This is a genomic window from Salinimicrobium sediminilitoris (assembly GCF_020866905.1).
GTDB lineage: Bacteria > Bacteroidota > Bacteroidia > Flavobacteriales > Flavobacteriaceae > Salinimicrobium > Salinimicrobium sediminilitoris.
This window is the reverse complement of record NZ_JAIVCC010000005.1, coordinates 288,801-311,251: the sequence shown is the minus strand read 5'-3', so window position 1 is coordinate 311,251 and position 22,451 is coordinate 288,801. Positions and strand designations below refer to the sequence as shown.

The 22,451-nt window shown below is 40.3% G+C and carries 20 protein-coding genes and 1 tRNA gene; 7 read left to right on the top strand and 14 right to left on the bottom strand.

Going from position 1 to position 22,451, the window contains the following annotated elements; translation table 11 throughout:
* Window positions 1–35 precede the first annotated feature (35 nt).
* Genes mnmG through LA313_RS06470 form a run of 3 tightly spaced genes read right to left on the bottom strand, consistent with a single transcriptional unit; the run spans window position 36 to window position 5,566 of the window.
* Window positions 36–1,907, bottom strand: a complete 1,872-nt coding sequence (mnmG, locus tag LA313_RS06480; RefSeq protein ID WP_228913864.1) for a tRNA uridine-5-carboxymethylaminomethyl(34) synthesis enzyme MnmG — start codon at window positions 1,905–1,907, stop codon at window positions 36–38.
* A gap of 10 nt (window positions 1,908–1,917) precedes the next feature.
* On the bottom strand, window positions 1,918–2,349 hold the full coding sequence (gene ybeY, locus LA313_RS06475; RefSeq protein WP_228913863.1) for an rRNA maturation RNase YbeY: 432 nt from the start codon (window positions 2,347–2,349) through the stop codon (window positions 1,918–1,920).
* Window positions 2,330–5,566 carry a coiled-coil domain-containing protein gene (locus LA313_RS06470; protein WP_228913862.1) on the bottom strand — a complete coding sequence of 1,079 codons (3,237 nt, stop codon included), beginning with the start codon at window positions 5,564–5,566 and terminating at the stop codon, window positions 2,330–2,332. The genes ybeY and LA313_RS06470 overlap by 20 nt, the downstream gene beginning before the upstream one ends.
* 128 nt (window positions 5,567–5,694) lie before the next feature.
* Between LA313_RS06470 and gltX the strand changes: the two genes are divergently transcribed.
* Entirely contained in the window at window positions 5,695–7,218 is a 1,524-nt protein-coding gene (gene gltX, locus LA313_RS06465) for a glutamate--tRNA ligase (protein WP_228913861.1), read from the top strand.
* 72 nt (window positions 7,219–7,290) lie between these two features.
* On the opposite strand, the gene LA313_RS06460 is transcribed toward gltX, so the two are convergent.
* Window positions 7,291–7,971: an outer membrane beta-barrel protein gene (locus LA313_RS06460; RefSeq protein WP_228913860.1), complete on the bottom strand. Its 681-nt coding sequence runs from the start codon at window positions 7,969–7,971 to the stop codon at window positions 7,291–7,293.
* 72 nt (window positions 7,972–8,043) lie between these two features.
* Here LA313_RS06460 and LA313_RS06455 point away from each other — a divergent pair, with 72 nt between their 5' ends.
* Complete coding sequence (locus LA313_RS06455; protein WP_228913859.1) at window positions 8,044–9,066, top strand: SPFH domain-containing protein; 1,023 nt, start codon at window positions 8,044–8,046, stop codon at window positions 9,064–9,066.
* A gap of 16 nt (window positions 9,067–9,082) precedes the next feature.
* Here LA313_RS06455 and LA313_RS06450 read toward each other — a convergent pair whose 3' ends face one another.
* The 4 genes from LA313_RS06450 to LA313_RS06435 all read right to left on the bottom strand — a co-directional run bounded on the left by LA313_RS06450 (window position 9,083) and on the right by LA313_RS06435 (window position 11,976).
* Window positions 9,083–9,310: a DUF6327 family protein gene (locus LA313_RS06450; protein WP_228913858.1), complete on the bottom strand. Its 228-nt coding sequence runs from the start codon at window positions 9,308–9,310 to the stop codon at window positions 9,083–9,085.
* A complete protein-coding gene (locus LA313_RS06445; protein ID WP_228913857.1) occupies window positions 9,297–9,746 on the bottom strand; it encodes a phage holin family protein in 450 nt (149 codons plus the stop codon). Before LA313_RS06445 ends, LA313_RS06450 begins: the two co-directional genes overlap by 14 nt.
* 6 nt (window positions 9,747–9,752) lie before the next feature.
* Window positions 9,753–10,166 (bottom strand): YtxH domain-containing protein, encoded by a 414-nt coding sequence (locus tag LA313_RS06440; protein ID WP_228913856.1) that lies wholly within the window; start codon window positions 10,164–10,166, stop codon window positions 9,753–9,755.
* Between the two features lie 133 nt (window positions 10,167–10,299).
* Window positions 10,300–11,976, bottom strand: coding sequence for a glutamine--tRNA ligase/YqeY domain fusion protein (locus LA313_RS06435; protein WP_228913855.1), 1,677 nt, complete (start codon window positions 11,974–11,976; stop codon window positions 10,300–10,302).
* A 107-nt stretch (window positions 11,977–12,083) separates the two neighbouring features.
* Here LA313_RS06435 and folB point away from each other — a divergent pair, with 107 nt between their 5' ends.
* Both folB and LA313_RS06425 read left to right on the top strand, forming a co-directional pair.
* A complete protein-coding gene (gene folB, locus LA313_RS06430) occupies window positions 12,084–12,440 on the top strand; it encodes a dihydroneopterin aldolase (protein ID WP_228913854.1) in 357 nt (118 codons plus the stop codon).
* An 83-nt stretch (window positions 12,441–12,523) separates the two neighbouring features.
* Window positions 12,524–12,597, top strand: a tRNA-Cys gene (locus LA313_RS06425).
* 279 nt (window positions 12,598–12,876) lie between these two features.
* Here LA313_RS06425 and LA313_RS06420 read toward each other — a convergent pair.
* From LA313_RS06420 to rnr, 3 genes are read right to left on the bottom strand one after another with little or no spacing between them, the layout of a single operon-like run.
* Window positions 12,877–13,575, bottom strand: a complete 699-nt coding sequence (locus LA313_RS06420) for a LysE family translocator (protein ID WP_228913853.1) — start codon at window positions 13,573–13,575, stop codon at window positions 12,877–12,879.
* 40 nt (window positions 13,576–13,615) lie between these two features.
* On the bottom strand, window positions 13,616–14,299 hold the full coding sequence (locus tag LA313_RS06415) for a head GIN domain-containing protein (protein WP_228913852.1): 684 nt from the start codon (window positions 14,297–14,299) through the stop codon (window positions 13,616–13,618).
* Window positions 14,277–16,481 (bottom strand): ribonuclease R, encoded by a 2,205-nt coding sequence (rnr, locus tag LA313_RS06410; protein WP_228913851.1) that lies wholly within the window; start codon window positions 16,479–16,481, stop codon window positions 14,277–14,279. Before rnr ends, LA313_RS06415 begins: the two co-directional genes overlap by 23 nt.
* A gap of 367 nt (window positions 16,482–16,848) precedes the next feature.
* On the opposite strand from rnr, the gene LA313_RS06405 reads away from it, so the two are divergent.
* From LA313_RS06405 to LA313_RS06395, 3 genes are all read left to right on the top strand, one after another.
* Entirely contained in the window at window positions 16,849–17,091 is a 243-nt protein-coding gene (locus LA313_RS06405) for a putative signal transducing protein (protein WP_228913850.1), read from the top strand.
* Window positions 17,092–17,611: 520 nt separating this feature from the next.
* Complete coding sequence (gene rpiB / locus LA313_RS06400; RefSeq protein ID WP_228913849.1) at window positions 17,612–18,043, top strand: ribose 5-phosphate isomerase B; 432 nt, start codon at window positions 17,612–17,614, stop codon at window positions 18,041–18,043.
* Complete coding sequence (locus LA313_RS06395; RefSeq protein WP_228913848.1) at window positions 18,044–18,484, top strand: GNAT family N-acetyltransferase; 441 nt, start codon at window positions 18,044–18,046, stop codon at window positions 18,482–18,484.
* On the opposite strand, the gene LA313_RS06390 is transcribed toward LA313_RS06395, so the two are convergent.
* The 3 genes from LA313_RS06390 to LA313_RS06380 form a co-directional block, all read right to left on the bottom strand.
* Window positions 18,481–20,115, bottom strand: coding sequence for a S41 family peptidase (locus tag LA313_RS06390; protein ID WP_228913847.1), 1,635 nt, complete (start codon window positions 20,113–20,115; stop codon window positions 18,481–18,483). The genes LA313_RS06395 and LA313_RS06390 overlap by 4 nt on opposite strands.
* A complete protein-coding gene (locus tag LA313_RS06385) occupies window positions 20,096–20,494 on the bottom strand; it encodes a ribonuclease P protein component (protein ID WP_228913846.1) in 399 nt (132 codons plus the stop codon). The genes LA313_RS06390 and LA313_RS06385 overlap by 20 nt, the downstream gene beginning before the upstream one ends.
* A 120-nt stretch (window positions 20,495–20,614) precedes the next feature.
* Window positions 20,615–22,450, bottom strand: coding sequence for a M1 family metallopeptidase (locus LA313_RS06380; protein WP_228913845.1), 1,836 nt, complete (start codon window positions 22,448–22,450; stop codon window positions 20,615–20,617).
* Between the last annotated feature and the right edge of the window lies 1 nt (window position 22,451).

Below are 22,451 nucleotides of genomic sequence, written 5' to 3'. Positions count from 1 at the left end.
TTTTTTACCGTTGTTCCACGTGGAACTATTACATTTTATCTTCCCATGTACACCAACAAAACAGAAATATCATTTGGACTTACCCCACTAATCCGGGAGGCCTGCGAAATAGATGTTGGCTGAACTTTTTTCAGTTTTTCACGCGCTTCGTAAGACATGGATTTGATCCTGGAGTAATCAAAATCCCCCGGAATTTTAATTCCTTCCAGTCTGTGAAGTTTGTCGGCATTGTTCTTTTCCTTTTCAATATATCCCGAATACTTAACCTGAATTTCGGTTTGCTCAAGTACTTCCTCCCCTAGTTGATTCCCCTGAATATAATCTTCCACACCACTAAAAGTTCGGATATCCTGCATATCAATATTGGGCCTGGAAAAAACTTTGAAGATCTTGTCGCTTTGTTTCATTGGAGCAGAATCATTTGCTTCCAAAACCACATTAGCCTCTTCGGGTGCCACACTTTTATCTTTCAGAAACTCCACAAAAGCAAAAGATTTGGATTTCTTCTCTTCCATCTTTTGCATCCTTTTTTCTGAAGCTAATCCAATTTCAAAGGACTTTTCGGTAAGCCTGAAATCGGCATTATCCTGCCGTAAAAGAGTTCTATATTCCGCTCTCGAAGTAAACATTCGGTAAGGCTCCTCTGTTCCTTTTGTAATGAGATCATCAATTAAAACTCCTATATAAGCCTCACTTCTTTGCAGCACAAATTCTTCCTTTTCCCTTACTTTTAAGGCCGCATTTATACCTGCCATTAAACCTTGTGAACCCGCTTCTTCATAACCTGTGGTTCCATTGATCTGTCCTGCAAAATAAAGTCCTTCTACCAGTTTGGTTTCAAGCGTATGTTTTAATTGTGTTGGCGGGAAATAATCATATTCAATCGCGTAACCGGGTCTAAAGAATTTCACTTTTTCAAATCCCGCTACCGAACTCAAGGCTCTAAATTGTACTTCCTCGGGCAACGAAGTTGAAAATCCATTGATATACATCTCGACAGTGTTCCACCCTTCGGGTTCGATAAAAAGCTGGTGCCTGTCTTTATCTGCAAAACGATTGATCTTATCTTCAATAGAAGGACAGTAACGCGGACCAACACTTTTTATCCTGCCGTTAAACATTGGGGACCTGTCAAAACCTTCTTTTAATAATTCATGTACCTCGGGAGAGGTATAAGACATATAACAAGATCTCTGTTTAGTGAGCGGTTTTGTTTCGTCCAGATATGAAAATTTGGAAGGCACATCATCTCCGGGTTGTTCAATCATTTTAGAATAATCCAACGACCTTCCATCAACCCTCGGAGGCGTTCCGGTTTTCATTCTTCCGGCTTCAAAACCTATTTGTACAAGTTCCTCTGTGATGCCGGTTGCAGCTCTTTCTCCTGCCCTACCGCCTCCAAATTGTTTATCTCCAATATGGATCAAACCATTCAAAAAAGTTCCGTTGGTAAGAATCACGCTTTTGGTCTTGATCTCAATTCCAAGGGAAGTTTTTACTCCGATTACCTTTTCTCCTTCTATAATTAACCCCGAAACCATTTCCTGATAAAAATCCAGATTTGGTGTTGCTTCGAGACGTAGACGCCAATGTTCTGCAAACATCATTCGATCACTCTGCACTCTCGGACTCCACATCGCAGGCCCTTTAGATTTATTGAGCATCTTAAATTGAATAGCACTGGTATCACTCACGAGTCCACTGTATCCTCCAAGGGCATCTATCTCTCTTACGATTTGCCCTTTTGCAATACCACCCATGGCAGGATTACAACTCATTTGAGCAATATTCTGCAGGTTCATGGTCACCAAAAGTGTACTGCAACCCATATTGGCTGCGGCCGCTGCGGCCTCACTTCCAGCGTGACCGGCTCCTACAACTATAACATCATATTCGTTTTGAAACATAAAATTCTTTCTATTGTTCCACGTGGAACATTTTCATTTTTTCCTCTTCCTTCTCCCTCATTATCTTTTCTTCTTCGGGAGTTTTATCCTTATACCCGCACAAATGAAGTACGCCGTGGATGATCACCCGCTTAAGCTCTTCTGAAAATTTTACTTCATAGGAGTCGGCATTTTCTGAAACTCTTTCAGTGCTTATAAAGATATCTCCATTTAAGATGTTTCCAACTGAAGCATCAAAACTAATAATATCTGTATACGTGTCATGATCGAGATACTTTTGGTTTATCTCCAGCAGGTATTCATCATCGCAAAAAACAAAACTAATTTCCCCGGTCTTTTTACCTTCCGTTGAAATTACATTTTTCACCCAACTTTCATAAGAAGAAACCCTCTCCAGTTCAAAGTCATTTTCGGAATAAAAATTAATTATCTCTTCGTTCAAAATACTCTTTTACTTTAAGCTTATAAATGGGGCGCAAAGGTAAGCTTTGTCTATTTAAAATTTCATTGGTGTTGAAATATTCTTTAGCTCGTTCTCTTGCCGCGCCGGTCTCATTAGAGAACTCGTCCTTACCCGTCGTTGATTCTCTTTCGGGTTTATTTCCCTGCTTTAATTTTGCCTCTTCCAACTCCAGCAATCTGTGTTTCAATTTTTGCATTCTTTGAAGTACCCCGGGATCAAATCCTTTCTCTAAAAGTTGTTTCTCGATTTGTTCCATTTCTTTTTGAATACCTTTCACCGCACCTTTCTGTCCTTCTTCCTTAAGCTTTTCCTCAAGTGCCCGTCTCAACATTTGCTGCTCCTGAAAGATCCTGAACAATTCACCGCTTTCTTCTTCCCCCGATTCTCCGCCCTGCTGTTTCTGTTGGCCCTTTTTCATTTGTTCCTGCATCTCCTCATTCAATTCCCCTTGCTTCTGAATGATATCCTGAAGCTGCTGGCCCTGCCCCTCCCCTTGTGAAGACGAAGATTTGAGCATTTCTTCCATATTGCCCAGGATATCACTCAATAAATAGGCCAGATCGTTAGCTCCTGTTACTACATATTGCTGACTACTTACTCCCATCCTGATATCGGTTTGGGAAAGACGATCCAGGGTTTGATCAAGGCTGTAATCCACATCGATGAGCTTTTTTGTAATAGGTTCGCTAATCATTCCATTACGTAAAGCAAGGGCATAAAGACTGTCATCAATGTGTCGAAAATGCTCCCTTAAAAGATCCTGTCTTCTAAGTTTTTCCGGCAAAGAAGCATTATCCCTTCCGGCCTTTTTAAAGTCCTCCATTAGATCTTCCTGCCCAAAAGAGAAAGTAACCAGGTTATCGAGAATTTGCCTTAGCATAGTTACATCTTCCTGCATTTGTTGCATACCTCCCTGCTGCATCTGTTGCTTCATCTTTTGACCCATCTCCCTAAGCTTCTCACCTGCTTTCTTCTGTTCTTTTTTGGCGCCCTCTTTATTTTCTTTTTGAAGCTCCTCCCCGGCTTTTTCCTGCCGTTCTTTTACATCCTCCTGTTCTTCCTTACTATCCGGAATTTCCAGAGGCTTCTTAAGTCCTTGATTTTCCTTTTGAAGCTCCTCTAGTTCTTCAAAGGCTTCTTCAGTTTCTTTGGAAAGAGAATCCTGGGCAGCCTTAGAATTCTCTTTTTCCTTTTCTGCAAGATCTTGCTGCTTCTCTCCCAGTTCCTCAAGATTTTCGGCTACTCTGGCAGTCTTCTCCTGCACGTAATATTTTTTGGTGAGTTCAAGAAGTTGTTCGAGACTCCTTTCCTGGTTTCGGGAGTTTTTGGAAAGCTGTTCCAACTTTTCCTGTAGTCCTTCTTCCTGGATCTTTTCAGAATATTTTTCGAGTTCCTCAAGAAGCTTTTCGTTTTCTTCCAGTTCTTTTTCGCGATTAGAAAGTCGCTCTTCAAGATCTTTTTTCAGGTCTGTATTTTGAGGGGAAGCTTCCTCCTGAAGATTTCGTTTTAGTTTTTCGGTAAAATTTTCCATCAGCTTGTTTTGCTGTTTTTGGCGTTCAAGAAAATTTTCAAGCCTCTTGCGATCATTATAATTCAGTTCCTTTTTTTCCTTCTGAAGTCTTGACAATTCCTCCAATTCCTTTTCTGAAAGTTTCATCCTTTCCAGGGAGCCATCCATTCCTTCTATAGCCTGTTGTTGCTCCTGAAGTCTTTGTTGCTTTTCTTCGGAAACTGTCTTCTCCCGGTACGTGAAAAGTTTGCTTTTCACTCTCTTATACCCGTTAATCCTATCATTATCAATAACTTCAAAATAAAACTGATAGTTTTTACCCCTTTCAAGGGAAAGGGTGTCAGGAAAAGTACTAACGAACTCCCCAATATTGCTCTTTCCGAAGGGAAGGCCCACTACTCTTTCATTTTCAGGAGATTCCACTGCCTGAACCACCAGGTTAACCGCCGAAATTCCGTAGTCATCAGATACTTTTCCGAAGAAATACTGCGCATCGGCATCCAGGGAATCGATTTGATGTTCCAGGACAAGTTCGGGATGTTCATCTTTAACGGACTTTATCTGATAATTAAGGTTTTCAAAGTTCTTTACCTTGTCATTTGAAGTGCTTATCCCGTAATCAACGGTTGAATTAATCCTTTTCTGAAACCTAAAAAGATCCCCTTGTTTTTCAAATTTTTGAAGAGTATCTGGCAACTTCATTTCTACCGATTTGGTGGAAGAGGTTTCCAGTTCCCAATTGATTTGCGTTCCTTCCGGCACGGTAGCACTCCCAGTACCTTCGATTATCTCCTCCCCTAACCCGGTGTGCACAGGGTAATCAAGAATCATCCGTAAATTCCGCATTTTTGGCACCTCTACAACTTCCACCTCATAATTGCCCGACCGTACTTTGTTAGCAGAAAGACTGAAATCAAATGATTTGTCCGCCGGTTCAAAAGTGTATTCAAAGGTTCCGGGGGAAACCCGCTTCATAAAATAACTCTGGCCGTTATAATGTATCGAGGCATCCTCCGGCACAATCTTTCCGCTCGTATTGACCTGAATTGTGAGCGGCTCATTTTCTCTTATCTGTAAATTCTCATCACGAAGCTGAAAAGAGAAAGGCGCGGGTGGTTCATAAGCAGTTTTGTAATTAACTACCCGCTCATAACTACCGGAAAAAACTTCCGTCCTTCCTGAGATGGCAATGAGGAGAATAATAATTACAGGAATTGCAGCATATTTTAGGTAAGGAACATTCTTTCGCAAGTCCACGGCCATTGTAAAGGGAACAGGACGAAGTTCATTGGCCTTTTGTTCGATGGAAGCGAGCAGCAAATCTGTCTTTCGGTCGTTCTTATCAAGTTGCAGTACATTCAGGAGTTTATCATTGACTTCAGGAAAATGACGACCTATAATACGGGAAGCTTCGGTGTAGTCAATTCCGCGGGAGATGCGAAACAACTTCAGCAATGGATAAACAATGAACCTTCCGAAGAGTAAGACCTCCACGGCTACAAAACTCCAAAAAAGAATACTGCGGCCGGTAGAGTTTAGCCAAAGCAAATGCTCCACAAAAAGGGTAAGAATAAAATACAGCAGCCCAATGGCAACAAAAAATATGAAACCCTTAAGAAGTTCGTTGAGATAAAACTTCCTTATGAACGCCTCCAGCTTTTTTCGTAAGATCTCGAAATTATCCATTTTTCCCTCCCCCTTTTTTAATCTCCTAAAATTACAATTTTATTTGAGATTCCATTTCAACCTCCACATTTTCAGCACCATTTCGAGAACCTAAAGAATCCTTTATCTTTGCCCAAAATAACCAGCTTATGTCTACAGAAAAAGTAAGGGTGCGTTTTGCACCAAGCCCCACCGGGCCATTACATATAGGAGGAGTAAGAACTGCTCTTTTTAACTACCTGTTTGCTAAAAAACACGGCGGAGATTTTATTCTGCGTATTGAAGATACAGACCAGGCCCGCTATGTTGAAGGTGCCGAAGAATACATTATCGAATCTTTAAACTGGTGCAACATTCCCTTTGATGAAGGCCCGGGTAAAGAAAAAGATGCAGGTCCTTACCGCCAGAGTGAGCGTAAAGGTCTTTACCGGGAATATGTTGAAAAGCTGATAGCCTCCGGGAATGCTTATTATGCCTTTGATACCTCCGAAGAACTTGACCAGCATCGTGCAAACCACGAGGCCGAAGGAAAAACCTTTATCTATAACTGGCACAACCGCCAAAAACTGAAAAATTCTCTTTCTTTACCGGAAGCTGAAGTAAAGCAGAAAATAGAAGCAGGCGAGACTTATGTTGTGCGTTTTAAAACTCCCGAAGATGAAAGTTTGTCTCTAAAAGATGAAATTAGGGGGGATATGACTATTGAAACCAAGATCCTGGATGATAAGGTGCTTTTTAAAAGCGACGGTATGCCTACTTATCACCTGGCAAACATCGTGGATGATCACTTGATGAAGATCACGCACGTTATACGAGGGGAAGAATGGTTGCCCTCTCTCGCCCTGCACGTTCTTTTATACAGAGCATTTGACTGGACCGCTCCAAAATTCGCCCACCTGCCCCTTATCCTTAAACCACAGGGCAAAGGTAAATTGAGCAAGCGGGATGGAGACAAAATGGGCTTTCCGGTTTTTCCTTTGGAATGGAAAGACCCAAAATCAGGGGATTCTTCATCGGGATACCGCGAGGAAGGATATTTCCCCGAAGCAGTAGTTAATATGCTTGCCCTCCTAGGCTGGAATGCCGGCGGTGGGACAGAAAAGGAAATATACACCCTGGAAGAACTTACCCAGGCTTTTACCCTGGAGCATGTTTCCAAAGGTGGATCCAAGTTTGATCCAGATAAGACAAAGTGGTTCCAGCATCATTATATGCAGGAAGCCAATGACGAAGAACTGGCTAAAGATCTTGTTCGTCTCCTGGAAGAAAAAGAAATTTCTACTTCCCAGGAATACGCCGTTAAAGTAGTTGCTCTTTTAAAAGAAAGAGCAACGTTTTTAAGCGATTTCTGGGACATGGGGAGCTACTTCTTCACCGCACCCGAAAACTACGATGAAAAGGCTGCGAAAAAGGCCTGGAAAGAAGATACTTCAGAACTAATGGATGCTGTGATCCAACTCCTGAAGGAGACCGAAGATTTCACTGCAGAAAACGTTCAGGAAAAAGTAAAATCCTGGATAACTTCCGAAGGAATAGGCTTTGGGAAGGTCATGCAACCATTCAGGCTTTCGCTGGTAGGTGCCATGCAGGGGCCAGATGTTTTCGAGATCGCCGCTGCAATTGGAAAAGATGAAACTATTAACAGGCTAAAAAGAGCTCAGGAAAAATTATAGCCTGAAAAAATTCAATAAAAAAAGCCATTTTTGAAAGGTTTCAAAAATGGCTTTTTTTATTGTTGGTTATTTCTACAAATAAAAAGTGACACCACCGGCGATCATACTTATATTACCTTTAAAGGATGGCACAGAGGCATCCTTTTCCTGCAGGCCTTCATCATGAAGTCCCTTGAAAAAGTTGTTGACACCATACTGGTACTGCGCCCATATTTTGACGGCTTCCCCTCCCCCGCTAATACCTACAGCAAGATTTAAATTGAAAGCAGAAACTTTTTCAAGATCGGTTGCATTGATGTCGTAATTTCCAACGTAGTAGAGCTCCTTATCCTGTCTTGCTTCGAGTTTTCCATTAACCTGAACCACCGGTCCGGCTTCCACACTAAGGTAATGATCAATTATTTTATAACTGGCAAAGAAATTTCCCTGCACGCCAATCATACTATATTCAATAAGAGAATTTGCAGATGTTTCCTCCAGTTTTTTACGTCCGTCAACATCCACTTTTAGGTCGTAGAAATTGATACCGTAAACGAATTGGAAATCATTATAGAAAGAAGCACGCGTGGTAAAACCAGCCGTCCAGCTCACTTTTGGGGTCACCTGGAGATCATCTGTTATAATATTGAAGTGATTTACACCTCCCTGTAAACCCAATCTATTATACTCTCCATCCCATAATTTACGTTGTGCCTGGGAACTGAAAGAAAACATCAAAATTCCTGCAAAAAGAAGTACTTTCTTAGGATCCATAACTGCGTTTTAAAAATGATGGGCTAATGTAGTTGAATATTTTATATCTTTCATTAAAATTATCTTACAACCATGATCTCCACAATCTTAACAGCAATCTTCGTAGTCTTCGCATTCATTGTGCTTTTTTCAGGAATATTTACCGTAAAACAACAAACCGCAGCGGTAATTGAGCGCTTCGGAAAATTCCAGCGAATAAGTAACAGTGGTTTGCATTTTAAAGTTCCGGTTTTCGATCAGATATCCGGCAGGATCAATCTTAAGGTACAGCAATTAGATGTACTGGTTGAAACCAAGACCAAAGATGATGTTTTTGTGAAGCTGAAGATCTCTGTACAGTTCCAGGTAATTAGTACAAGGATCTACGACGCCTTCTATAAACTGGAGAATTCTCACGATCAGATAACATCGTATGTATTTGATGTAGTACGCGCAGAAGTTCCAAAAATGAAGCTGGACGATGTATTTGAACGTAAAGATGATATTGCAATTGCAGTAAAGCGCGAGTTAAATGAAGCCATGGAAGAATATGGCTATGACATTATAAAAACCCTTGTGACCGATATTGATCCCGATGTACAGGTAAAGGCCGCGATGAACCGTATTAATGCTTCAGAAAGGGAAAAAGTAGCAGCAGAATATGAAGCTGAAGCCGAAAGGATCAAAATCGTAGCCAAGGCCCGTGCCGAAGCCGAAAGTAAACGGTTACAGGGTCAGGGAATTGCCGACCAGCGTCGTGAGATCGCCCGGGGCCTTGAAGAAAGTGTTGATGTTTTAAATAATGTTGGAATTAATTCCCAGGAGGCTTCTGCCCTTATCGTAGTTACCCAGCATTATGATACGCTCCAGTCTCTTGGTGAAGAAACACAGAGTAACCTGATCCTTTTACCTAATTCCCCTCAAACAGGAAGCGATATGCTTAATAACATGATCGCATCCTTTACTGCCTCCAATCAAATTGGAGAAGCCATGAAAAAGGAAAATGCAGCAAGGGAGAAAAAACGGAAAGAAAAAGAGGAACGTAAGAAAAGGGAACAACTACCACCACAACTTCCCCGAGAAGAGGAAGAAGGAGATAATGAAAACCAGCAGTAATAATTATCTAAAGTAGTTATTTACCGAACTTTTCTCCTATAAATCCAAGTACAGAGGTCGCACCTTTGAGGACCAGTGCGTTTTTAAATATACTCCCGGCAGCACTTTTAATAATGCGCTTGGGAGAAAGACTTTCTTTTGTTTGGTTATAACTTAAGAGTACTCTTTCCTTATCTATCTCCTTTTGAAGTTTGAGAAGTTTAAGATCACGGTCTATTTCTTTGAAATTCTTATACTCTCTCATTATCGTTGTTCTTTATAATGATCTCGTCTGTCTCATAATCCACCTGTTCTGTGAATTCGGGATGTTCAACCTTCGGCTTCTTTTCGGGCTCCTGGAAGAACTTTTTTGACGCTCCCGGTAGGATTGCTTTCATAAGTACTTTACTGCCAAAGAAGACGAAGAAAAGACCTAATAAAAGATAAAATCCAGCTACTATGAAAAATCCTGAACTTGGGGAATCGATCCAGTTGCTAAGAGCTACTGCAATAGCTATGGAAAGGAACAACAAAGCAAAAAGCATGAAAAAAGCTATTGCCGCCCCTTTAATGGCAGCGGTAGTTCCTTTCATGCTCTTGCTAAAGAGATCAAGTTTATAGTACTCTGCGCTGCTTTGCGCAAAGTCTTTAATGTTCTCGTTTAACTGCTGTAGGTTGTCAGATATTCTTTCGAACGCCATAAACGCTTAGACTGCAGCACTACCTGTGTTCTTATTTCCTTTGGATGCTACGCTTTCATCAACGTTTGCCTTATCATCTGATTCGCTTTTGCGATCCTTCTGAAACTTGGAATTCTGCTTTTTAAGCTCCTCCAATTTTAATTCAAGGCTGCTAAGTATCTCATCTGCTTTGAAACTTGCTGAAGATAAAGTTTCTTCCAGTCTTTGCTCAAAATCGGATTTAGCTTTCTTAGCCTTTTGACTGAGATTTGATGAAGTTTCGCGGTATCGTTTATTTAGATCGTCCTGAGTTTTTTTCGCATTCTCTCCCAGTTTTCTCCTGGTTTCCTCTCCACTTTCAGGGGCATATAACATTCCAAGGCCGGCTCCAATTGCTGCCCCGGTTAGCAATGCTAAAAAAGTACTTCCTGATTTTGCCATGATATTCGTTGTTATTAAGATTAATACTACAACCAAATATACTTCAATGAGTCCTGCGGCGCTGTTAATAACCGGTTAATATCTAAAATGCAATGCTAAATTATTCTTAATTGAAAACTCGGCTTACATAGCTTTAATTCTTGCCTCCCCAAGAATCTCTCAGTGTCACAGTGCGATTAAAGACTAAATGATCTTTAGTACTCTCCTTATCAACGTTAAAATATCCTAATCTTTGAAACTGAAATTTATCCAAAGGCTCCCCATCTTGGAGGCTCGGTTCAAGATATGCAGTGATAACCTTGAGGGATTCAGGATTTAAAAAGTCAAGAAAATCCTTCTCCTTGTCGGCATCGGGTGACTCTACACTAAACAACCTGTCGTAAAGCCTTACCTCCGCCTCTATTGCATGTTTGGCCGAAACCCAGTGCAGGGTTCCCTTTACCTTACGCATAGATTCTTCGGTACCGCTGCCACTTTGGCTCTTAGGATCATAAGTACAGTGGATCTCTACAATGTCTCCTGCGTCATTTCTGACTACTTTCTCGCCTTTAATAATATAAGCGTTCTTTAGTCTTACTTCTTTTCCGAGGGTTAGCCTGAAAAACTTTCGGTTAGCTTCTTCCTTGAAATCCTCCTGCTCAATATATAGTTCCCGGGAAAAAGGCACTTTTCTTGAACCTGCAGATTCATCTTCAGGATTGTTTTCGGCTTCCAGCCATTCCTCCCCGTCTTCAGGATAATTAGTAATCACCAGTTTTATGGGATCAAGAACAGCCATTACCCTTGGCGCAGTTTTATTAAGATCTTCCCTAATGCAGAATTCCAACAGGGAAACATCAATGATATTTTCTCTCTTCGCGATTCCAATGGTCTCGGCGAACTTCCGGATAGAATCAGGTGTAAAACCTCTTCTCCTAAGGCCCGAAATTGTAGGCATCCTTGGATCATCCCATGATTTTACTATTCCTTTTTCCACCAGATGCAAGAGTTTTCTTTTACTTACAATAGTGTGGCTAAGATTACGGCGTGCAAATTCCCGCTGTTTTGGGCGAAAATCTTCCGCAGAGCTTACCTTTTCAAGGAACCAGTTATAAAGTTCTCTGTGAGGCAGGAATTCGAGCGTACAAAAAGAGTGAGAAACAGATTCTATATAATCACTTTGCCCATGGGCCCAGTCGTATAGTGGATAGATCATCCAGTCATTGCCTGTACGGTGGTGTTTACGGTGCAGCGTACGGTACATTACAGGGTCACGCATCAACATGTTCTTGGCGGCCATATCAATTTTTGCCCTTAAAACATGCTCCCCTTCCTTTGTCTCCCCATCTTTCATTTTTCTGAAAAGCTCAAGGTTGTCCTCGACAGATCGATCTCGGTAAGGACTATTCGTACCGGCCTGAGTTGGAGTTCCCTTTTGTTCAGCAATAACTTCGGAAGCCTGACTATCAACATAAGCATCGCCATTTTTTATCATCATCACCGCCCAGTCATACAACTGCTGAAAATAATCTGAAGCATAACATTCTTTTGCCCATTTAAATCCAAGCCATTCGACATCCCGCTTAATAGCATCAACATATTCCTGTTCTTCTTTAATGGGATTGGTATCGTCAAACCTAAGGTTCACCGGCGCATTATACTTCTCCCCCAGTCCAAAATTCAGACAAATAGAAGAAGCGTGGCCAATATGAAGATATCCGTTTGGTTCAGGTGGAAACCTGAATTGCAGGTCCTCTTTTTTATAATCGTTTTTTAGATCTTCTTCGATTATTTGCTCAATAAAATTGAGGGATCTTTTTTCTTCGGCCATAGTTTGTGAATTCTTTTTGAGAGGGCAAAATTAAAGAAAATAAACATCAATTCAACCGCTCCATGATTGTCTTCTGAATTGTTTATATCTTCGCAAAAAATAAGATTTTGGGAAGTATTAAACTCAGAAATATTAAAGTTTTTGCCTATCACGGATGCCTTGAGGAAGAAGGGCAGATTGGCAGCGATTACAAAGTAGACCTTAAAGTAAAAGGAGATCTTTCACTTTCTGCAAAGACCGATGCATTGAAGGATACTATTGATTACGTGCATTTGAATAAAATTGTCAAGGAAGAAATGGCAATTAGGTCCAAATTGTTGGAAACAGTTGCCGAGAGAATCCTGAACCGCGTTCTCGAGGAACTGCTGATTGTTCAAAAAGTAACCGTGTATGTGTCAAAAATTAATCCACCAATAGGCGGAAACGTGGCAATGGTCACTGTAAAAAGAAGCAAAAGCAGGTAATTTTGCATTTTTTGTCAAAGCAGGTAAAAAGCATAGGCTTCAAAAAAAGAAATTTTATTACATTTGCCTTCCGTTACTAAAACGGCATCGTGGCCGAGTGGCTAGGCAGAGCTCTGCAAAAGCTCGTACAGCGGTTCGAATCCGCTCGATGCCTCCAAAAAGCTCCTTTTTTAAGGAGCTTTTTTGTTTTTGGTAATGAAAATAGAACTGAAGAGTCAGCAGTTCGTGTGAATGCAGAGCTTTAGCCATTTATTACAAGATTCTTCAACCTGACCTTGAGATTTTCTTATAAATGTGGTTAAATATACCCTTCAGAAATGTCGTTTCAGAAAGAAAATTCGAAATCTAAAAAAGGCTCATCTTCCAAAGAAATTTATGTCTGGCCTTTATATTACCTTTCAAAAATGCCCTTTTTGACACTTCTTTTTTAGATGGATTACTTAAGATAGGCAGACGCTTCGGGAGAAATGTTATCGATTTGGTCCTGGATCTGGTTCAATTCCTGGGGAACAAGGCCCTGGGCGACTAAAAAGACTCCAAATATTACGAGGATAATACTGATTATCTTTTTGACATTGTAGATTCGGGTGGGAGTCAATTTACGATTCAGCTTTTTTGCGGCAAGGATCTTAAAAATGTCCACTAGTAAATAAGTTCCCAGGATGGTACCAAAAAATACCGTCATACGGTCGGTTTCCATTTCCATTTTTGGTCCGAAAATGATAATAAGGCCTAACCAGAAACCTAAAACTCCAATGTTGATAAAGTTTAATAGAAATCCTTTGGCAGCAAGGCCCAGATAGTCCCTCTTATTCAATTTTTGTATTTCTGGCACTTCTTCATGTTCCAGAACTTTTCGGTTTTGAACAAACTGAATGATCCCATAGGTCATAAGTATGCCTCCTCCAAAAACAAAAAGAGCCGGATCATCCTTGATCCGGTTCAATAGTTTTGTGGTACTTAAATAAGCAATTAACAGGAAAATAATGTCGGCAAAAATGACCCCGAGATCGAAGGAAATTGCAGCTCTAAACCCTTTTATAGCAGCAGTTTCCAGGAGCACGAAGAATACCGGTCCCAGTAAAAATGCAAGAAAAAATCCTAAAGGTATTGCAGCCAGTATATCCTGAAACATTCAGCTCATTTAGTTTCACAAATATAGGATTTTACTTTACTTATAAGATTTTTCCGCCCAGGGTGGTTTTTTTATCTACTTCTCCCGGTCTTCCAAAGATCTCTACGGTCCCACCTAGTTTGGCAGTGGCTTTTACATAATCTTTTGCATGGATCTCTGCCCTACCAGCGGTACCGGCAGTAACATCGGTTCTTTGCGTACGAAGATTTTTTCCCAGGTATTGACCACCCGTATTGGTTTCTACCTCTTGCTCTTCAGCTTCACCTTTGAGGGTAATTCTTCCGCCAGAAATTGATTTAGAATTGATCTTACGGCCTTTCACCTTACCTTCTATCACTGCACCTTCCTGAACCCTAAAAGTCAATTCTTCCCCTCTCAATTCGTCTGAAACCTCAACTAATGATCCCTCATTAGCATCAATCGTTTTGAGATCACTGGTATAAAGGGTGATCCGGGTATTGTTCTTTGACCAAATATTGTCCAGAGAAAGCCTTATTTCAAGGCGGTCTCCCACAATCTCATACTTAACATCGTTTTTACTGTGCCCTGTGATAACAATCCGGTTTTCTTCAGCAGGAATTATTTCAACTTCAACAGCATTAAAAGTTTTTACTTCAGAAAAACTTCCAAGATTCTCCTTTACATCCTGCGCGGTGGCAGAAATGGCAAAAAAGAACAATAGACATGAAAAAATAGCTGTACTAATTTTGATTTTCAACTTCATTTTTGCTTCCAATTAATTTAAAGTCCAAATGCCTTTTTACAAGATCGGCATTTTTAACTTTGACATAAACTTCATCCCCTAACTGGTAGACCTTCTTGGTCTTGCGGCCAATAATCGCGTATTGATCGGGGTCAAAATCAAAATGATCTTCCCTTATATCACGCAATCTAACCATGCCTTCACACTTATTTTCAATGATCTCGACATAGATCCCCCATTCGGTAACACCAGAAATTACGCCAAGGAATTGTTCATCATTGTGCTCCTGCATAAATTTAATTTGCATGTACTTGATGGAATCCCGCTCGGCACTGGTTGCCAGGCCTTCCATGTTACTGCTATGCTGACATTTAGATTCATATTCTTCCTCCTGAGCAGATTTCCCCTGATCGAGATAGTGTTGAAGTAACCTGTGCACCATAACATCGGGATACCTCCTAATTGGGGAGGTAAAATGAGAATAGTAACCAAATGCAAGCCCGTAATGACCAATATTTTCTGTGCTGTAATAGGCCTTACTCATTGTTCTAATGGTAAGGGTGTCAATAAGATTTTGTTCCTTTTTTCCCTGAACATCACTCAATAAACTATTGAGGGATTGAGAGATTTGCTTTTGATCTTTAAGGTTCAACTTATGTCCAAATTTGCTCACAAGAGACTGTAAAGCATTCAGCTTTTCGGTATCGGGTTCATCGTGGCAACGGTAAACAAATGTTTTTTTAGGTTTTTGTTTTCCAATGAATTCGGCTACTTTTTTATTAGCCAGTAACATGAATTCTTCAATAAGTTTGTTGGCTTCCTTCGAGGTTTTAAAGAAAACACCAATTGGTTCATTTTTCTCATCAAGCTCAAACTTCACCTCTACCTTGTCAAAGGAAATTGCTCCTTCCTTCATTCTCTTTTTCCGCATTGTTTCAGCGATCTCATTCATCTTGAGAATGGCAGTGACAATTGCATCATCTGTTCTGTAGCTTTCACCTGTAATAGAAATATCTTCAGGAATATCACCACCTGTAGTTTCAATGATGTATTGAGCTTCTTCATAAGCAAAACGTGAATCGGAATAGGTGACAGTTCTTCCAAACCATTGATCTTTAACAATTCCCTTTGAAGTCATTTCAAAAACTGCTGAAAAAGTAAATTTCTCTTCGTTGGGACGAAGGGAACATGCGTTGTTAGAGAGAATTTCAGGTAACATTGGAACGACCCGGTCCACAAGATAAACCGAAGTTGCGCGGTTAAAAGCTTCCTCGTCAAGAATAGTTCCCGGCTTCACATAATGGGAAACATCTGCAATGTGAATTCCAATTTCGAAATTCCCGTTTTCCAGTTCCCTAAAACTTAAAGCATCATCGAAATCCTTGGCATCTTTAGGATCAATCGTGAAGGTCAATACATCACGCATATCTCTCCTGTTCTTGATTTCTTCCTCCTGAATGCTGGTATCAATTCCCTGGGCAAAATCCTCTACTTCCTGCGGAAATTCATGCGGCAACCCGTATTGGGCTAAAATGGAATGGATCTCGGTATCATGTTCTCCGGGTTTCCCAAGAACCTGAATAATTTGGCCAAAAGGTGAATCTGCCTTTTCTGGCCATTCTTCCATTTCCACAATGACCTTATCGCCATCTTTAGCTTCCCCGATTTTATTCTTCTGTACAAAAATATCGGTGTACATTTTTCCATCCTGGATGGCAACAAAACCAAAGTTCTCCTGAAGTTGTAAAACTCCAACAAACTGAGTTTTCTTTCGGTTTAAGATCTTGGTGATCTCACCTTCAGATTTTTTGTTGCGACGCCGTTTGTAAACGTAAATTTCAACTTCGTCCCCGTCAAAGGCTTTGTTGATATTATTGGAAGGGATAAAAACATCTTCATTTAACTCTTCTACTACCACATAACCACTACCCTTAGCGGTCATATCTAAAATTCCGTGGTAATAATCTACTCCGGAGTTTAGACGAAACCTGCCTCTGTCAACCTCTTCAATCTTCTTTTTGGCAGCAAGTTGGGATAAAGTCCGAATGATCTTGTTTCTGCTGCTGGGATCATCCACTCCCATTTTTGCAGCAATTTGTTTATAATTAAAATCCTTTCCCGATTCCTTGCGCATAATACCAAGGATATTCTGTGTAAAACTTTCGGAATTGGTTGATTTGTTATTTTTATTCTTTTTACTCATTTCTAAAATTAAGCTATAAAATTAAGTCTTATAATTTACATCTACCTGAAATTACAGGAATTTCCGGATTTTACCTTCTCTTAGTTAAAAGATGATCTTTAATTAATATGAAATATTAACATAAAAGAGCAAAATTCTTAAAAAAGTATTAAATTTGACTGTTCCCCTTAGTTTTCTATAACCTTCTTGAAATGAGAAAATTATATATTATAATAATCTTTTATATTCTAATTTTTGTCATTGGGGTTCTAAGTTTTGTAGCCTCTATCAATTACTCTCTTAACCATTCACATTCTATCTTACTCCCGGCCGATACATCTTCTTTTCAAGATTAGAATGTCGTATATTTAGTAGCAATTCTTTTGCTATGGAAAAATTTATAACCCTTGCCGTTTTTACTTATCCTCATGAATACCAGGTCTTAAAGCTCATCCTGGAACGGGAAGGAATTCAGTGTTTTTTTCAGAATGAAACAATGGTAGGGGTCTTTCCCTTTTATTCGAATGCCCTGGGCGGGATACATCTAAAAGTCCACCACCTGGATCTAAGTAAGGCACAGGAAATCCTCGACAGTTTTAATGACAACCCAGCTCCCTTAAAGATCGTTTAGTTGTCAACAGTTATATTATATATTCCTTTTTCTTTCTTTTTTAAAAAATTAAAATGTTGGTGTATTATAGTCTGTTGATATGTACAATAACTTTTCTGAAACTTTTTTGGAAAACTGGATAGAAGTATTGAGGTAACAACTTATGAACAGCAGCAGATGATCCTAAGCTCCTGATTTCTATTGTAAGTTTAGTTTTTCTTAACAACTGTTCATAATGAAATGTGAATAGCGGGTTTTAATAACTTAATGATTATTTAATGTGTAGAACTGAAAAATTGGTGCTGAAAACTTACCGGAAAATTGTGGGTTTAAAATTTCTTATTGTCGCAGATTCTTTCATATTCGGTTTTCCCGGCACATTACCAAATTTCCTTTTGCTTTTTTCACTTTCAATTATTAACAAATTATGAACTTTTATAAAGCCTTTATTTTAAAGGTATTGTAACATTTAATTAACAAACGCCAAAATAGAAGTTGATAACCTAAATTTCTACCTTTGTAGCCCATTAAACCCTATCTCATGAAAATATCTATTGGAAATGATCACGCAGGAACCTCATACAAATTTGCGGTTATTGATTATCTGAAATCCAGGAATATCGAAGTTGTCAATCATGGAACCGACAGTGAAGACAGTGTGGATTATCCAGATTTTGTTCATCCCGTTGCACAGGATGTGGAAGACAAAAAAGCCGATCTTGGAATAATTATTTGCGGTAGCGGTAATGGCGCTAACATGACTGCAAATAAGCATCAGGCTATACGTTCTGCACTTTGCTGGAACAAAGAGATTGCTTCGCTGGCAAGAGAGCACAATGATGCTAATATATTAAGTATTCCTGCCCGCTTTACTTCTAAGGAACAGGCTGTAGAAATGGTAGAGGTTTTTCTTGATACCGAATTTGCCGGTGGTCGTCACAATCGCCGTGTGGAAAAAATTTCCTGTAAATAAATGGAGATAAAAATTCTCACTTTTGAAGAGTTAAGTCTTCATGAATTATACAAAGTTTTGCAGCTTAGGGCTGAAGTCTTTGTGGTAGAACAGGATTGTGTTTACCAGGACATAGATGGTAAAGACGAAAAAGCGCTGCACATACTCGGTTTTGAAGGTGAGGAATTAGTGGCTTATACGCGTATTTTTCCACCGGGAATCTACTTTAGTCAGGCAGCTATTGGTCGGGTTGTGGTTAAGGAAGGACACAGGAAGAAAAGTTACGGACATGAAATATTAAAAGCGTCCATACAAGCTGTAGAAGAGAAATTTGATACCAAAAAGATCAAATTATCTGCACAAACCTATCTCACGAAATTTTATGAAAGCCATGGCTTTAAACAAGTTGGAGAAGGATACCTTGAAGATGGCATACCACACATTGGTATGGTAAAAGATTAGCCTTTCAGGATATTGCGGTAACGCGCCTGATCATTCAAGATCTGCCTGGCCTCAATTATTTCGGGATTATTCTTTACGTAATAATCATAGAGTCCTTCCTTGTAGAAATATCTCTTAATGATCTCCTCAGACAGGAGGCTCATAATTTCTGCTTTTTTAGAGGTAAGAGCTTTGTCTTTGGAACTTGAAATCACTTGTTGTATATCGTTGAGATCCTTAGAAAGATCCTGTTGATAACCTTCTTTTTGAGCAGCTGCAACTACATCTTCCAGTTCTTTTTCTGTCGCTGTTTTATAATCGAAGCCGCTGGTTTCAAGGAAATTCTTAAAATCTGAATAATCTTTTTCTGTGAAACTAAATTCTTCCGGGGAACCTAATTCATGTGTGTAATAGTAATTTGTAGCGTAGTCAAAAATGGCATTTTCCTGAAGCAGTGCATTTGTGATATCACTAAATTCTGAAGTTTCCAGTTTCACATCGGGAGAGATGCCGCCCCCGTCGTAAACCTTTCGGCCGTTACGGGTTTTAAATTCATTGTAGTCCTTTGAGCTAAACCTCACAGCGTTACCTTCTTCGTCCCGGTGGCGGTAATCCAGTGCCTGTATGCAGCGTCCACTGGGAGTGTAATACCTGGAAATTGTAACCTTCAGCTGAGTGCCGTAAGTAAGGTCTTTAGGTCTTTGTACAAGACCTTTTCCAAAGCTGCGGGCGCCAATGACCACTGCCCTGTCGAGATCCTGAAGGGATCCTGCAACAATTTCACTGGCCGATGCACTCCGGCCATTTATTAACACCGTCAATGGGATCTCTGTGTCTATAGGCTTTCTCGTTGTTAAAAACTTCTGATTATACTTTTCAACTGCCGATTTTGTGCTGGTGATCAATTCTCCTTCAGACACAAAAATGTTAGTGACATTAATAGCTTCAGAAAGTAATCCTCCCGGATTTCCGCGAAGGTCTAGAATGATCTTTTCAGCGCCTTGTTCTTTTAGTTCCTTTAAGGCTTTTACAGTTTCGGCCGATGCATTTCGGTTAAACTGGGATAGCACAATATATCCTGTTTTGTCTTCAAGCAGCCTGGAATAAGGTACTGCCTTGATCTCCACGGCCCCACGGGTAAGTGTTGTGGTCTTTGTCTCACCACGCCGCTTAAAAACAAGTTCTACATTGGTATTTGGAGCACCTTTCAGCAATTCACCGGCACCTTCGGTAAAATCGGCCACAGCAATGTTCCCGATCTTTATAATTTCATCTCCGGCTTTTAAACCGGCTTTATCTGCGGGATAATCTTTGTAGGGTTCTATAATGACAATTTTATCGGCCATTATTCCAACGGTTGCACCTATGCCTGTGTACTCCCCTGCATTATCTATCCTTGCTGCCTGCACCTCCTGTTCATTCCAGTAATGCGTGTATGGATCGAGATCTTCGAGCATGGCATTAATGGCTGTGTCCATAAGCCCTGCAGGATTGGTTTCATCAACGTAATTCATGTTGAGTTCCTTGAAAAGTGTGGTGAAGATCTCCAGCTGCTTGGCGATCTCAAAGAAATCTGCCTTATAACTAACCGTGGTAAAGAACAGCACGGGAATAGCTGCCAAAATTGCTATTTTAGAGAATGTTTTTTTCATGGTCCTTCATTTTTTCTTGCTCCACAAATCTTTTTAGAAGTTCTTCGCTGCTGCGGAAAAGTTCGGCATAATTCCAGATATCCCTTCCGGTATAGATGAACATCAACGCATAATTTTTGTCTAAATTATTGGTAACAAGATACTTATTTTTTCTATAAGCCTCCCGCATGAGCCGTTTTAATTTGATCCTGTCCACAGCGCGCTTAAAGCTTCTCTTAGGAACTGAAACCGCTACTTTATTCACATTATCTGAAGAATTTTCCAGCGGAAGGTAAACGAGCCTTAAAGGATATTTCTTCACAGAATTACCTTCAGCAAATAGGCTGTCGATAATGATCTTGCTCTTGAGCTTTTCTTTCTTTCCGAAGCTTTCATCCATGCGGTAAAATTATCATTTATAAATAAGGATTGGTAATTATTTAGTGCAAGTGGATCAATTCTGAAGCAAATAAAAAAGCCCCTCCAAAAGAAGGGGCTCACAAATGTCATTTTTTAATATTTATTCCTGTGATTCCTTAGGATAAACATTGTTATCCATATTTATATCGGCCATCATTTTACCTGGATCGATCTCGATAGAAGAAACCTGGGATTTGGGTTTGTTAAGAGTAAAAGAATAGGTAGGGTAAGCCCATGCCCAATCTTCTTTAATTTGGTCCTCTTCAAAACCTGGTTTTTCCCAACGCATCATCTGTAACGGAATATAAACTTCTTCTGAAGTTCCATCCTTATAAGTGACCTTCAGTTCTATCGGCATTGGCATAACACCATTTCTTTCAAGGATCACACGAGTTTCATTTCCTGTCTCTTCCACAGTCTGGATTCCGTAATCTATGGTATTTGTGGTTTGAGTCCAATCGGTCAAATACCAGTCAAGTTCTGCTCCCGATACTTTTTCGGCTACTCGAATGAAATCATTTGGAGTAGGATGCTTGAACTTCCACTCGTCATAGTATCTCTTAAGCGTTTCCTGAAGGTTTTCTTCCCCAATGATGTATCCCAGTTGAGAAAGGAATACAGAGCCTTTAGAATAGGCAGAAGCACCATAGGCTGCATTATATGTATACCTGTCGGCATGGGTGGACTGAGGCTGTTCAACACCAGACTTTGCGAGCCTGTCATAGCTTCTGTAAGAACCTGTAAATGGGTTTTCCTGACCCAGATCCATTACTTCATTCATGGCAAGATCTGAAATGTAGCTGGTAAAACCTTCATCCATCCACTCGTGCTTGCTCTCATTTGTAGCCATTAAGTGCTGGAACCAGGCGTGAGCCAATTCATGTGCAGTTACTCCTACAAGGCTTCCAAAGTTTCTCTCGCCGGTAATTAGGGTGAGCATAGCGTATTCCATACCTCCATCACCGCCCTGGATCACAGAATATTGTGGCCATGGATAAGGCCCAATATGTTCATTGAAGTACAGGAGTAAATCTTCGGTCTTAGGCTGAAGGTTTTTCCAGTTTTCTTTTATTTCCGGATTGTTCTTGTAAAGAAAGTGAAGCACTGTCCCGTCAGGCGCAGTTCTTTTGTCGTGAATGTATTCGGGATCTGCCGCCCAGGCGAAGTCGTGCACGTCTTCAGCAATAAAATGCCAGGTGAGCTTTTTCCCTTTCTTTCTGTTTACTTTAACGCCTTCGTCTTCATAACCATACCCAATGTCATTGGCATTTTGAAGTAATCCTGATGCTCCTAAAATGTAATCTTTATCTATGGTAAGTTTTACATCATAATCACCCCATACGCCGTGCCATTCCCGGCCTATGTAAGGATCTGCATGCCATCCTTCAAAATCATATTCGGCCATCTTTGGAAACCATTGTGTCATTGACAGGGCTACACCTTCACTGCTGTTCCTTCCTGCACGACGAATTTGTTCCGGTACCTGTCCGGCAAACTTCATAGAGAAATTAACAGTTTCTCCCGGCAGGATTGGTTCATCCAGCTCTACTTCAAGGACAGTTCCCACTTCTTCAAATTCAAGAGATTTCCCATTTTTTGTTAGGGTGTTTACCCGCAGGTAACCCTGTTGTGCAGGGGTAAGTTTAGAAATTCTATCCCCTACTCTTGGATCTGCATCGGCAATTGTGCGGGATCTAACATCCATTTCACTTCCCGGTTGAAAAGCGTTATAAAAAAGATGATAAAAAACCCTTTTTAAAGTGTCGGGGGAATTGTTGGTATATTCCAGTTCCTGGTCTCCAGTGTACTGGAAATTTTCAACATTCATGTCAACATTCATTTTGTAATTGGCTTCCTGTTGCCAATACGAGGTATTGTTCTGGGCAGTTACTGCCAGGCATGTAAAAAATGCCAGTGCTATTATTCCTTTCTTCATA